Genomic DNA, 13,797 nt, shown 5'->3' on the forward strand with positions numbered 1-13,797 from the left:
TCAGAAACAATTAAAAATTAAAATTATGAAAGACGAAACAATACAAAGCAATCCGCTTTTATGCGATATAGAAACCGGAGTGTGTGAAACAACTGATGAAAAAACAGATTCTTCATCTCAAAGTACAGAACAATCCACAGAAAAATCTGTAAAACTCATTTATTTCACAGATCCTATTTGTTCGTCCTGTTGGGGGATAGAACCACAATTGCGTAAACTTAAATTAGAATACGGCAACGCTATTGAGATCGAATATCGAATGGGGGGCTTATTACCCGACTGGAGTTATAACAGCGGTGGTATTGGCAAGCCTTCAGACGTAGCGTCACACTGGGACGAGGTAAGTGTTCACTACGATATGCCTATAGATGGTGATCTATGGCTGGAAGACCCTTTAGATTCATCTTATCCCCCTTCCATAGCATTTAAAGCCGCACAAATACAAGACAATGAAAAAGCGATTCTATTTCTTCGGAAAATTAGAGAAATGGTTTTCCTTCAAAAGAAAAATATAGCCAAGTGGCCACATTTAGAAGTGGCGGCTAAAAAAGTAGGATTAAATACAAAAAAGCTAAAAGCTGATTTTGAAAATAGTGCAAGATCCTTGTTTGAAAAAGATTTGAAATTAGCAAAAGAGATGGGAGTAAGAGGATTTCCAACCATTTTCTTTATAGACGAGGCAGGCAATAAAGAGACAGTTTATGGTACCAGACCCTATGCTTTTTACGAAATGGCTATTCTAAAGCTAAATCCGAATGCTACAAAAAGTGAATACAGTAAAAATTGGAAAACACTTTTCTCAAAATACACTACGCTCACCGCAAAGGAGTTTTCTGAACTTTCAGGGACTCCGAGAAATGAAAGCGAAAAACAATTAAACGAGCTCGTTGTAGCAGGAGATTTGGAGAAACGAACCACAAAAAATGGTGCTATTTGGACAAAAAAGAATACCGGCCTCTAAACAGGGATTAACCGGAATGTATTTAATAAAAAGTTGAAGTCGATTAAAAATGAGCGCTGTCAAAACATATCAAAAAGTAAATCCTGAAAGGGAGAATGTAAGTTTTGAAATATCTAAAATGGAGGATATTTACACAAATCGGCACGGAAAAGTTGACGTGCCACACAGGCATAACTACTATACGGTTTTAATTATCAATAAGGCAAAGGGACTGCATAAAATCGACTTCAACACTTATGAGTTATCCAACAAACAAATTTTCTTTGTAGCACCTGGACAGGTACACCAAGTAATTGAGACAGAAAAATCGTATGGATTTGCAATGACTTTTTCTAATAAGTTTTTAGCCGAAAACTATATCCCATTGTCGTTTATAGACAGTTTGAATCTCTTTCAAAATTATGGACAGAGTCCACCTTTAACACCAATTAACGAACAATTTGAAGTCATCGAGGAGTTTGCAAAAAACATCTTTAAACTCAGCCAAAGTGATGCTAATATGAAGCATTTATCCATAGGTTCATTTTTAAAACTTTTGCTTATTGAATGTAATAATATTTGTGCTATCAACCCCATCGAATTAGATATAGATACTACCGGAGACAATCTTATTAGGGCTTTTAAAAGCGCAGTAAACAAAAACTTTAGAAACGAGCATTCTACTACTTTTTATGCCAATGAGCTCGCTATCACACCCGATCATTTAAACCGAACATTTAGATCAAAAATTGGAAAAACTGCAAAAGATTATATACAGGCAAGAATAATCACTGAAGCGAAAAGACTAATCTATTTTACCGACTTGACGAATAAGGAGATTGCTTATGAATTAGGCTTTAATGAGCCCGCCAATTTTAGTGCATTTTTCAAAAAGCACACGAAATTATCTCCTTCAAAATTTAAGAAAATTGAGGTAAGCTACTAGTTTCATTCTAAATGTCGGGTTTTCATACGTTTAACCCTCTTTTTCATATTCCATAGGGTCTAAAACTGTCCCATCTTTGTATTAAACAGTTAATGCAACGTTTTGCATTGATCAACTGCCTTTCAAAGATGCAGGTTTACCAATTTAATACATTATACAATGAACACTGTTATTCATAAAGCAGAAACAAGAGGACACGCAAATCATGGTTGGTTAAATTCATACCACACCTTTAGTTTCGCTAATTATTATAACCCGGAAAGAATGAATTTTGGAGTACTGCGTGTCTTAAATGATGACACCGTACAAGCAGGGATGGGATTTGGTACGCATCCACATGACAATATGGAGATTATCTCCATTCCATTAGAAGGGGATTTAGAGCATAAAGACAGTATGGGAAACGTTGCCGTAATTAAAGAAGGAGATGTTCAAGTATTGAGTGCCGGTACAGGAGTAACACATTCAGAATACAACAAGAACAAAGACAAGGAAGTGAAATTTCTTCAGATATGGGTATTTCCCAATAAGAAAAATATAACTCCAAAATATGACCAAATTTCATTAAAAGATATTGAAAAAGAAAATGAATTTTATCAGATACTTTCTCCAAATAAAGATGACCAGGGCGTTTGGATACATCAGGATGCTTGGTTTCATATAGGAAAATTTACAAAGGAAAAAACGGTAGAACATCAAATTAAAAAAGCAGGTAATGGTGTCTATGCATTTATTCTTGATGGAGAAGTAGAGATTAATAGTGAAAAACTATCTAAAAGAGATGGAATGGGAATTTGGAATACAGACGTCATTCGAATAGAGGCAAAAGAAAAAGCTCGTGTACTATTAATGGAAGTACCAATGAGTCGTTAAAAAAATAAGTCAATAGTATTAATAATTTAAAACAAAGAAATATGAACAACAACACAAAATGGTCAATTGACAGTACACATTCGGAAATTGCTTTCAAGGTAAAGCATATGATGATTTCAACGGTAACGGGTTATTTTGAAGATTTTAAAGCAACTGCAAAAACCAACGGTACAGATTTTAACAATGCTAGCCTGGAGTTTAGTGCAAAAACAGCTTCAATAAATACCAAAAATAAAGACAGAGATACCCATTTAAAATCAGATGATTTTTTCAATTCTGAAAAATTTCCTGAAATGAAATTTGTTTCAAAGTCATTTAATGGAGACAAACTTATTGGCGATTTAACCATAAGAGACGTTACTAAAGAAATTACGTTAGAAGCCGAATTGAATGGGGTAGCAGTAGACCCTTACGGACAAACAAAGGCAGGTTTTGAAATACGAGGAGAAGTGAATAGAAAGGACTTTAACTTAACATGGAATGCCGTTACAGAAGCAGGAAGCATTGTAGTTTCCGACAAGGTAAGGCTGGTAGTCGATGTACAATTTATAAAGCAATCTTAGACAAAGAAACGATAACAGCAGCTGTTAAATCCTATCTGAATGCAGGGCATGGTTTGAATTGATCATACTGAAAGTAATATCAGGAATTTGCCGCGATCATGATCAATATAATGATGCAGTGAAGGTGAAAACCTAGAAATGACGAATGAAGGATGAACAGAATTTTAAAATGAAAACTGCTAATGATGCGGCAAATAGGATTTTAAAAACGGATAATAAGATAGTATAAGCTATTAATTTAAAAAGAGAAAATTATGAAGGTGATGAAAGCAGCACGCTGGCACGCAGCGAAAGACATTAGAGTAGAGGATACCCCAATCCCTTCTCCCAACGACAATCAGGTTAAGATCGCAGTAAAATTTACAGGTATATGCGGTTCAGATCTGCACGAATACACCCATGGGCCGCAGCTAATCCCGGTGGACAAGCCGTATTCCCTCAATGGACATCAAGGAACAACGACTCTTGGACACGAATTTTCCGGAGTAGTTGAAGAAGTAGGCAAGAATGTAAAAAACATCAAAAAAGGAGATCGGGTGACGGTGGAACCTATTTTCAGAAATCCTGAGAGTCCGTTTGTCACTACCGGAGAATATAACCTTTCGGAACCACTCGGATTTGTAGGGTTGACCTCCAACGGTGGCTTTGCTAAATACGTGGTGGTTGAAGATTATATGGTGCATAAAATACCCGACAAGATGACTTTTGAACAAGGAGCTATTGTGGAGCCTGCGGCTGTCGCAGCCTACGCTATCCATCAAAGTGGTATGAAAATGGGTGACACAATATTGATAACGGGCGCGGGTCCCATTGGTCTGTTAACCGTTCAAGTTGCCGTGGCAATGGGTGCTTCTCAAATATTTGTAACAGATATCTCAGAGAACAGATTAAAAAAGGCCAAAGAAGTTGGTGCTACCCACACTTTTGATGCGAGAGACAAAGACATCCCTAAAAATATCAAGGAGCTGACCGGCTGTGGTGTTGATGTTTTTATTGATGCAGCGGGTGTTCAAGCTTCTTTTGATACAGGGATTAACAGCCTTCGCAATGGGGGTACGGCGGTCTTGGTCGCTCTTTTTGCCAAGGAAGTGGTTCACGATGCCTTAAATCATACTTTAAGAGAATTGACCATAAAGGGAACAGCGGCTTATCGCAACATTTTCCCTCAGACCATTGCATTGATCAATAGTGGACGACTGCCAGTTGAAAAACTAATCACCAGTGTTATTTCATTGGATGAGATAGTAGAAAAGGGTTTTGAGGCACTTACCAAAGACCCTTCAGAAGTAAAAATATTGGTTGATATCAGCCGATAGTAAAAACAATAACACAAGTATAAAGCTTAAAACTTAAAATCATGACTAAATTAAATTCAATCGGATTAAACGTAAATAAATCCAAAGTTCTTGCAGAAAAACTGAATGAACTTTTGGCAGATTATTCCATCTTTTATCAGAATGTTAGAGGATATCACTGGAATATTAAAGGAGATAAATTCTTTGAACTACACGATAAATTCCAAGAGCTATACGAAGATTTATTTATAAAAATTGATGAAGTGGCAGAACGAATTAGAACACTTGGACATACGCCAAACCACAAATTCTCAATTTATCAAAAAGAGGCAAAAATCAAAGAAAGTTCCGAAGTGGCAGATGGAGTTCAGGATATGAAAGATACGCTTGAATCATTCAAGATTATCATCACACTTCAACGAGAACTGTTAGACCTATCGGCAGATGCAGAAGATGAAGGAACCAACGCGCTGATGAGTGATTACATTCGCGAACAAGAAAAATTGGTTTGGATGTATTCTGCGTATTTAAAGTAATTATTTTATTTGCCATAAAGCCGATTCTGCTTATATTGAAAGCGTTGCAACAGGCAATGGAGTTAAATATAAAAAAATAAAATTATGCAATACTCAGAGAACATTACAGGAATAAAAATTAACGTTCAGGCGGTAGATATCACCATCGAGGAAGATGTGAAGGATAGAATACGCAAATGTGTCACACGCCTTAGTCGGTTTTATGACAGAATAGAATGGGCAGATGTCTATTTAGAAGATAAATCCGAAAAAAAGACGTTACAAAAGCAGGTGAGTATTCGTTTAGGCATTCCGGGGAATGACCCCTTTGCTTCAGCATATGGAGACAATTTCCATATGCTGTTGACCGATGTAGAAGATAAATTGAAAAGGCAGTTGGAAAAGCGATAAATAAAGCCCTTACTCACTATGTCAAACATCAAGCTAATTATCGAAGAAAGAGCCGCCAGTATAGGGAAATTCATGGTGGGGCGATTATTGCCATTTAGGCAAAAAAGGATGGTGGGACCTTTCATATATATTGATCATATGGGCCCGGTTAAATTAAGTGAACGGGAAAATTTTGATGTATTACCACATCCACATATTGGTCTTTCCACCCTCACTTTTTTATTTGAGGGCAGCATCATGCACCGTGATGCCCTGGGTAACGAAGTGGAAATAAAACCCGGTGCAGTAAATTGGATGACTGCAGGAAAGGGAATTGTGCATTCAGAGCGAACTCCCGAATATTTGCGACACTCTCAATTATATATGCACGGTTTGCAAATCTGGGTGGCCCTGCCAAAAGAACTGGAGCAAATGGAGCCTGAGTTTTTTCATATTGAGGCCGAACACATTCCAAAATGGACAGAAGGAGATCTACAATTTAAACTGGTGGCGGGCGAAGCCTTTGGTAGAAAATCACCAGTTCCGGTATATAGCAAACTGTTTATGTTGGAAATAAAAAGCAAAAAGACACAGTCTATAAATATTGGTGATCAGTTATATGGTGAATCGGGTTTGTATATACTTGAAGGGGCCATTGAAAGTGAAGGAAATGTTTATGGCCCCAAACAACTATTAGTGGCTAAGGACAGCACCCTTTGTGAATTTACCATTCAGGAAAATAGTACTATATATATTTTTGGTGGGGTACCTTTTCCCGAAGAACGATTTATTGATTGGAACTTTGTTTCCTCCAGTAAAGAGCTTATCGAAGAAGCCAAGCAGAAATGGAAGGTACAGTTATTTTCTAAAATTGAAGGAGACGAAATTGAATTTATTCCCTATCCGTCACCGATTAAAAAATAAATTGATAATGGTAAAAAATTGTATCGACTATCACCGTGATAGACTCATAAATCAAAGTTTTCTTTTAATGCTTCAGAATATTGTGAGGCAATAATTATATTGCAATAGCAGCCTTCAACAAGGCTAAAAAACAGAACCTCTTAATAACTATTTGTATTTAATACTAGCAAGACATGAAACATATTATTATTCCCACCGATTTTTCCGATAACGCATATAATGCGATTACATATGCCATGCAACTTTTTAAAGACGCGGAAACTAAATTTTATCTGCTTCACGCTATTAGTGCACCCATTTTTCAAGTGGAATTTTCGGTGCAAGGCAAGAGCCAGGTGGGGCAAGGAGACCCTGACCAAGAAGAGGTGTTAGCACAATTAAATGAACTAGTAGCACGGTTACAGGAAGAATTTAAAAATCCTAAACACAGCTTTGAGACTCGGGCACCCTTTATTAGTTTGATCGATGCAATTCTTATACTGAGCCAAAAAGAAAAGGCCGATCTGGTAATCATGGGAACACAGGGTGTTACCAACGCCAAAGAAATTATCTTCGGCACCAACGCTACGCAGGTTATCAAAAGGACAAACTGCCCGGTTATAGCCGTACCTTCAGGGTTTGAATATGATCCGCCAAAGACCATACTATTCCCTACGGATTATGAAATCGATTATGACAAAGATCAAATGCATCAGCTCTTGGACATCGCCAAAAAGCATAATTCGCGTATAGATGTGTTACATATTTCCTCAGGTTACGACTTAAATGAAGAAGCACTTCAGAATAAGCAAAAACTAAAAGATTTTCTTTCTCCGACGGACCTTATTTTTAACGACTTGCCTAAGCAAGAGGTTCTTGAGGGTATCAATCAATTTCAAAATGAGAAGGCTATTGACCTTTTGGTCATGGTACGCAACAAACGTACTTTTTTCGAACGCTTGTTTGTCGCACCGATCATAAAAAAGATTGGGTTTTTTATCGACATTCCATTTATGGTTATTCCGTACGATAATAAATAATAAATAAGCTTTATTGCTTTCAGAAAAAATGAATGCTACATGATTTTTGTCATTTCAACGCGTATAAGATCATCGTATTTTAACCAAGAATTAAAGTTACTACTATGGAAAAAAGAATATTGTTACTTACGGATTTTTCAAAGAATGCCCTTAATGCGATAAAGTATGCGCTGAGTCTTTATTCGGATAGCGAATGTACTTTTTATTTGCTGTATACGAATTATGTAGATGGATATCCAATTGACAATCCCACCTTTAGCCTTTCGGGACAACGGACTTATAATATTAAAGTGCCAAAGACGGAAGATCGGTATGAAGAGCTAATGCAAGAGCTCCAGCTCTATCGCAAAAATCCAAAACACAGCTTCCAAACCTTAGCTGCCAACAATGCACTACTTGAAAGCGTAAAAGATGCGATTGCAGCATATGATATTGATATTATAGTGATGGGAACTAAGGGCTTGACAAGTTCAAGAACTGTAGTTTTTGGAAGAAACACCATTACTATAATGGAAAAAGTAACGGAATGTCCTGTATTGGCGATTCCTGAAGACGTTGAGTTTACACCCCCAAAAGAAATAGTGTTCCCAACCGATTTTAAAAACCCGTTTAAACGAAGGGAACTCAATTATATGATCAATATAGCACAAATGCATAATGCAGATATACGGGTGCTACACGTAAAAGAATCGGCCGAATTGAACAAGCTACAACAAGGCAATAAAGAATTGTTGGACACCCTTCTTAAGGGTGTAGGTCATAGTTTCCACGAATTGGAAGAAATGACGGTACGTGCGGGGATCAATGCTTTTGTCGATAGTCGAGGCAGTGATATCCTTGCTTTTGTCAATCAAAAACACAACTTTTTTACTAAAATAGTGTCAAAACCATTGGTTGCGGAACTAGGGAACCACTCACGTGTTCCGGTACTTGTATTAAGATATCGTATTAAATAGAGGAAACCGGAGCGACAATATCCCACAAGGAGCATATGGGTTGTAGTGCGGGCATTAGAGTATAATACGCCTTTAATTTTCTATGCCGTATTTCAACTGAAACTATACCGAACGACAATCATAATTTTAATCAAATGGAAAATAATCATACAACTTTGAGCCGACCTCGAAAAATTGAGAAGCTTCATTGGCATATACAACATTGGAAATCGGACCTACAGTTTTTAGAAGATGAGATCATCTTTGTTGAACAGTTGTTGAACTCCAATATTTTTGAATCCAACAAGTCTGGTATGTCCGATAAATTAGAGGACTATCTAACGCGGCTGGCAACTTTCAACGATCGTAAAACAAAGGTGAGACTGCTAATTTCAAAACACGAAAACCAGCTAGGTACAGTCATGGAAAGCACGAACGACAACGTCATTACCGATTTTCACCATAGGCACGACGACCTCGAGCTGGAAGTCTTAGATTGTACGGATAATTTTAAAAGCTTGAAGGCCGAAATCTTTAATTTTGTTAGTGGTATCTTGAAAAATCGAAAATCAAATACTGATTGATATCATTTCTGCTTCACAGATGCAGCCAATTTTAGCATCTTATTACTTAAGGAAAACAGCCATTGCAGTTGCTCCCAAACCAAATGGGCCTCTTGAAGATTGCGCAGGTTTTGTTTTCCCCTAGTTTCTAATTTCTTGAATGCTAACGAATTGGATGTGAGCATCTGTTCCTCAAAAAGAAGATCGCTTTCAGAAGCGTCCAATGCACTATCGCAATTCTTGTCATTCAGGCACTGGAGTACCTTGTCCAAGTTTTCTGCTATATTTTTTGTTACCATCTTGAACCGTTCAGATGCCTCAGTAGTTTTATGGTGCTGTATGTAAGCACTTAAAGAAGCCAAAGAAGCCAAAAAGTTATGGTTCAAGACCACCAGTTCATAGTTTATGTCCATATCATGTTGTTTGGACTTGGGCTCCTGTGCCATACGTTGAAAAGCCGCATTTAGATTGGAGGTTTCCAAAAAAGCATGCTTACGCGCTATATTGTAAACGGTCGGAATGTTTCCTTTTTGCTGATAATATGACGAAATTTTATGGAGGAAATCTTTGTTTGCTTTTACACTCTTTTCGATACTTTTATTTATATCAACAAACTCCCAAGTAGGCCATAGCCACCGCATGGCCACATAAGACAAGCCGGCTCCCACAAGCGTGTCCAAAATGCGGAATTTTATCACGGTCAGCACATCGGGCTGCAAAATAGCATATATGAAAATGACACTCAATGTGACAAAGGTCGCGGACGCCTTGTAGTTCTTTTGTACCATGGAGAAGGCGATGACCAACGATACTACTCCTAAAGCTCCATAAACATACGGATTCTGTATCAAATATACCATGCCAACGGCGATTGCCCCACCAATCAGCGTACCGATGATACGGTCCTTTGCTCGGCTCTTTGTAAGACCGTAGTTAGGCCGCATAATTACGATAATGGTCAGTAAAATCCAGTACGGATTTTGAAGCGGGAATACGGAACCCAGCGCATAACCAATCATGACCGTAACTGCCAGTCGTAGTGAATGTCTAAAAATGGTGGACTTAAAACTAAAATTCCTTACCAATAGTTTAGGGTCATATTCTTGTGGTGCTACAAAGCGTTTGGCGACCTTTCTATCGATAAAATCCACCTCTCCTAAGTTTGGCTCGTCCAACAACCATTTTATTCTTTTTATTTTTTTGAACTGCTTTTCCTGATATTCGAGTAAATTTTGAATCATTAGATATTCCTCGTAATCCAGCGTTTCAGGCAGTGCTGCTATTTCAAGTCGTATATCTTCAAAACATTGACTTAGATTGTCGTTCTTGGGTAATTTTTTTCTATCATTTCCAGCTTCGGAAATCATGTGCAATTGGTGCGACATTTTGAAAATCAGATTCTGAAATAATCTAATGTATTGAGGATGGGCATTAAAGAGCTTATCCATACGACTGTAATTTACCGGATTGGCGATGGCTGTTTCCATCATTTCCACTAATTGCACGAATATCAAGAGCCGTTTATCCTGATAATTTGACCAGCCGGAAGTCTTTTTGGAAAGAATTAGAATCTCTCTCAAGGTAGCGTGGTTTTCGGTAAGTTCGCTTTGTAGTTTTAGAAGTTTGGACTGCAATTTTTCACGGTCTCCATGAGGATCAACTAATTTTCCCCGTGTTTCAATAAACTCGGCTGTAAGCACATAGGTTTCAGACAACAATTCTTCGGTTTCTGCCTTCGGATTTAGACGATGCCAAATCTTGGCCAATAGTAAATACCAAAGTCCACCTACACCTATCAATAAAGCATATTGGTAGATTTTCAGTTCTTCTGAATCGTGTGCAAAACTAAGTACCAAGGCTAAAAGGCCCGAAAAACTGATGAGCGAGGCCCGAAAGCCATAAACCGAAATAAATGCAATGCCAAAAGCAAGAATACCCAAAACGGGAAGAGAGAGCCACGTTTCATAATGCAGATATCCTCCTATAAAACTGACGACCATGACCAATGCGGCAGAAATAAGAATGCCTGTTTTTTTATGTTGAAAACTACCACTGACATCGCTGGGTGAACTCCAAAAGGCACCGAAGCAGAGTGCCAAGCCAATTTCAAAATATCCTAGTTGTATACCCAATACGATGGGAAGGGTAACCGCAATTCCCATAAGAATGGCCCTTGAAAAACTAGTGCTTTTCAAGAACTGCTGCAATTCCTTAAAATTTTCAGAAACAAAAAGTGCGACTGTACTCAATTCAGACGGTTTGATTTCAAAGATAGGGTTTATTGCAAGACAGCTTCTATCTTAATAAAGCAAATATTCAGTACAGGTGGAAGGTCTTTTAAAATAGGAAAGGTAATTGGTACGTTGTTATTTTCTCACCTAAATCTTGTTTCATATGAAGCTTTTATGTTTATAACGACTTTGCCTTTAGTGCGTCCCTTTTTAACGTACAGCAAGGCATTTAATGCATCCGATAAGGGAAATACTTTGTCAATATTTGTTTTTACTTTTCCTGCTTCCACTAGTTCGGTTATTTCACTAAGTTGCTTCGCATTGGCGCGCATAAGAACCAGGCTGTAATAGGCTGATCTCTGCTTTATTTGTTTTGTTATTTTTCGTCTTTTCCAGGCTAGAAATAATTGCGCAATTTTAGGAAGCTTCATTCTGTTGGCAGTTTCTTTGTCTACAGGACCTACAAGCGTTATTACCTTTCCGCCATTTTTAATCACTTTAAAAGCATCCTCGGTATATTGCTTACCAAGCGTGTCTAAAACCATATCAACGTCTTTAACTACAGTTTTATAGTCTTCGGTTTTATAATCGATTACCCTATCAGCACCTAGTAATTTTACCCATTCCACATTGTCTGTACTTGTTGTTGTGTACACATAGGCACCTTTCGATTTTGCATACTGTATAGCGAATGAACCAACACCTCCAGAACCTGCATGAATTAATATTTTGTCGTTTGCCTTTAATTTTCCACGCTTCATCGATTGGATTGCCGTGAGTCCTACCAAAGGTAAACTGGCTGCTTCTTCAAAAGTCGTGTTCTTTGGTTTTAAACTAATCAAATTTTGATTGACAGCTACAAATTCTGTGAAGGTTCCTTGTGTGTTAACGTTAGAATATACTTCGTCTCCAATACTGAAATGAGCTACATTGACACCTTTTTCTATTATAATTCCACTAACATCATATCCTAGGGTTGCCGGCAATTTAAATGTACGTACCCTTTTTAATTTTCCCTCAACAACTTTAATATCTAAAGGGTTTACGCCGGCAGCATAGGTTTCTATTAGCACCTCATCTTTGTTGATGCTTGGTTTTTCGACTTCTGTAATAATAATGTTATTCGAAACTTCTCCGTAAGCTGTAAATTGTATGGCTTTCATTTTATTTACTTTTAATACTCAATACTAATTATTTCTAAAATAACTTCATTCTCGGGTAATTTGAGTTGTACTCGATCTCCAATTTTTTTATTTACCACTGTTTTTGCCAGTGGTGATAGAAATGAAATTTTTTCTTTTGCTATGTCAGCTTCATCAACACCAACTATTTGAAATTTCCGCAACAAGGTAGTTTTCAAATCTTTCAAAGTTATTAGGGCTCCAAATCGGACTTCATCTTTGTTCAAATGGTTTAGGTCGACAACTTTGGCCGAAGCAATTCTATTATCCAATTGTAAAATTTTGGCGTTGATAAAATTCCTTGAAATTCGCAACTCATTGTCTGAAGTACCGGATAAATTCGCTTTTTCCTTTATTAATCCTTTTCGTTCTTTCAATAGGGCATCTAATCCAACTTGTGTCACATAATTCACCGTGTTTTCAGGTAAATGTGCTCTTGGCGGGACAAAAGGAATGTCTTCCTGATCTTCTTCTTTTACAAATCCTCTGCTCATTATTTAACGATGTTAGACTTTTTTAAATTCTTTTTTACTTAGTTCCAAAAATTTTATCTCAAGCTCCAATAGTAGACTATTAATTAGAGGGATAACCATCCTCATTTTTGCTTACTCATGTACCCGAATACCTCTTCAGGAATCTTCACAAAAGCTATGGTCACATTTTTTTTGGAGGAATAATATATGTTAATGTCACTACAAATATTAGCCCTAATGCTAGTTTGAAATTGATAAAAATTAAGAAGAAAGCAATTACTTCTATAAGCGGGCCCTTTAACCAACTTATAATGTCTTCTTTTCTTAATTCTTTAACGGTTCTTTCGGTTTTGTATAACCCGCTTTTGAATATAGCATAATAATGAAGCCATCTAAATGTTACTGCTTTTATGAAGTAAGCACCAACTAATAACATGGTTGCAGTTTCTTGATTATGACCCTGTCCAAGTAATGCAGTTGGATAAACAATAAGCGAAAGGGAGAATAAAAACAATAGATTTAACCAAATAAAAGGAGTATCTACCGCTTTCATTTTACTAAAAAGAAGATGGTGATTAAATAAGTGTACAGCTATTACCAAAAAACTGATCGCATATGGAATTAATTGAGGAATCAGGTTTTCGAGCAGTTCAAAAATTGAATATTCTTTAGTTAAAAAATCTTCTGGAATTTCGAATGCCATAACCAAAATGGTTATTAAAATAGCAATGACACCATCGCTAAAATTTTCCAATCTAGCCTTGTCTATAATATGCTTCTTTTTCATATAATATTCAACTACTCTATTTTAATATTTCTTTTACCAATGAATATTTTAAGTGCGATTTTGTTGCCGATTTTTTATCTCATACTACCTTCTTTGTTGTATCTAAAAAGAGTAAGTCTCAAAACCTTAGACAAGCCATTGTAAATTGGATTTTTGAGAAAT

The 13,797-nt window shown here is 37.0% G+C and carries 15 protein-coding genes; 11 read left to right on the top strand and 4 right to left on the bottom strand.

Going from position 1 to position 13,797, the window contains the following annotated elements; all coding sequences use genetic code 11:
- Positions 1 to 25 precede the first annotated feature (25 nt).
- The 11 genes from K8F54_RS05935 to K8F54_RS05985 all read left to right on the top strand — a co-directional run bounded on the left by K8F54_RS05935 (position 26) and on the right by K8F54_RS05985 (position 8,984).
- The gene (locus K8F54_RS05935) at positions 26 to 961 is read left to right on the top strand and encodes a ClpXP adapter SpxH family protein (protein WP_290788403.1); all 936 of its coding nucleotides are present in this window, start codon (positions 26 to 28) and stop codon (positions 959 to 961) included.
- Positions 962 to 1,010: 49 nt separating this feature from the next.
- Positions 1,011 to 1,886 carry a helix-turn-helix transcriptional regulator gene (locus K8F54_RS05940; protein ID WP_290788404.1) on the top strand — a complete coding sequence of 292 codons (876 nt, stop codon included), beginning with the start codon at positions 1,011 to 1,013 and terminating at the stop codon, positions 1,884 to 1,886.
- 159 nt (positions 1,887 to 2,045) lie between these two features.
- On the top strand, positions 2,046 to 2,759 hold the full coding sequence (locus K8F54_RS05945) for a pirin family protein (RefSeq protein ID WP_290788406.1): 714 nt from the start codon (positions 2,046 to 2,048) through the stop codon (positions 2,757 to 2,759).
- Positions 2,760 to 2,800: 41 nt separating this feature from the next.
- Positions 2,801 to 3,322 carry a YceI family protein gene (locus K8F54_RS05950; RefSeq protein WP_290788407.1) on the top strand — a complete coding sequence of 174 codons (522 nt, stop codon included), beginning with the start codon at positions 2,801 to 2,803 and terminating at the stop codon, positions 3,320 to 3,322.
- Positions 3,323 to 3,576: 254 nt separating this feature from the next.
- Positions 3,577 to 4,638 (top strand): 2,3-butanediol dehydrogenase, encoded by a 1,062-nt coding sequence (locus K8F54_RS05955; protein WP_290788408.1) that lies wholly within the window; start codon positions 3,577 to 3,579, stop codon positions 4,636 to 4,638.
- A gap of 41 nt (positions 4,639 to 4,679) precedes the next feature.
- Positions 4,680 to 5,153 carry a Dps family protein gene (locus K8F54_RS05960; RefSeq protein ID WP_290788410.1) on the top strand — a complete coding sequence of 158 codons (474 nt, stop codon included), beginning with the start codon at positions 4,680 to 4,682 and terminating at the stop codon, positions 5,151 to 5,153.
- An 84-nt stretch (positions 5,154 to 5,237) separates the two neighbouring features.
- Positions 5,238 to 5,543, top strand: coding sequence for an HPF/RaiA family ribosome-associated protein (locus tag K8F54_RS05965; RefSeq protein ID WP_290788413.1), 306 nt, complete (start codon positions 5,238 to 5,240; stop codon positions 5,541 to 5,543).
- Positions 5,544 to 5,561: 18 nt separating this feature from the next.
- Positions 5,562 to 6,446, top strand: a complete 885-nt coding sequence (locus tag K8F54_RS05970) for a pirin family protein (protein WP_290788416.1) — start codon at positions 5,562 to 5,564, stop codon at positions 6,444 to 6,446.
- Between the two features lie 173 nt (positions 6,447 to 6,619).
- Positions 6,620 to 7,465 carry a universal stress protein gene (locus K8F54_RS05975; protein ID WP_290788419.1) on the top strand — a complete coding sequence of 282 codons (846 nt, stop codon included), beginning with the start codon at positions 6,620 to 6,622 and terminating at the stop codon, positions 7,463 to 7,465.
- Between the two features lie 104 nt (positions 7,466 to 7,569).
- Entirely contained in the window at positions 7,570 to 8,421 is an 852-nt protein-coding gene (locus K8F54_RS05980) for a universal stress protein (RefSeq protein WP_290788422.1), read from the top strand.
- A 134-nt stretch (positions 8,422 to 8,555) separates the two neighbouring features.
- Entirely contained in the window at positions 8,556 to 8,984 is a 429-nt protein-coding gene (locus tag K8F54_RS05985; protein WP_290788425.1) for a hypothetical protein, read from the top strand.
- Positions 8,985 to 8,986: 2 nt separating this feature from the next.
- Here K8F54_RS05985 and K8F54_RS05990 read toward each other — a convergent pair whose 3' ends face one another.
- From K8F54_RS05990 to K8F54_RS06005, 4 genes are all read right to left on the bottom strand, one after another.
- A complete protein-coding gene (locus tag K8F54_RS05990) occupies positions 8,987 to 11,212 on the bottom strand; it encodes an FUSC family membrane protein (RefSeq protein WP_290788428.1) in 2,226 nt (741 codons plus the stop codon).
- A gap of 125 nt (positions 11,213 to 11,337) precedes the next feature.
- Complete coding sequence (locus K8F54_RS05995; protein ID WP_290788431.1) at positions 11,338 to 12,357, bottom strand: NADP-dependent oxidoreductase; 1,020 nt, start codon at positions 12,355 to 12,357, stop codon at positions 11,338 to 11,340.
- Positions 12,358 to 12,368: 11 nt separating this feature from the next.
- Positions 12,369 to 12,869 (bottom strand): GreA/GreB family elongation factor, encoded by a 501-nt coding sequence (locus K8F54_RS06000; RefSeq protein WP_290788434.1) that lies wholly within the window; start codon positions 12,867 to 12,869, stop codon positions 12,369 to 12,371.
- Positions 12,870 to 13,029: 160 nt separating this feature from the next.
- Positions 13,030 to 13,635, bottom strand: coding sequence for a TMEM175 family protein (locus K8F54_RS06005; RefSeq protein WP_290788437.1), 606 nt, complete (start codon positions 13,633 to 13,635; stop codon positions 13,030 to 13,032).
- Positions 13,636 to 13,797: the final 162 nt, after the last annotated feature.

The sequence above is a fragment of the Altibacter sp. genome (assembly GCF_019913785.1).
In the GTDB taxonomy this organism is placed as follows: Bacteria; Bacteroidota; Bacteroidia; order Flavobacteriales; family Flavobacteriaceae; genus Altibacter.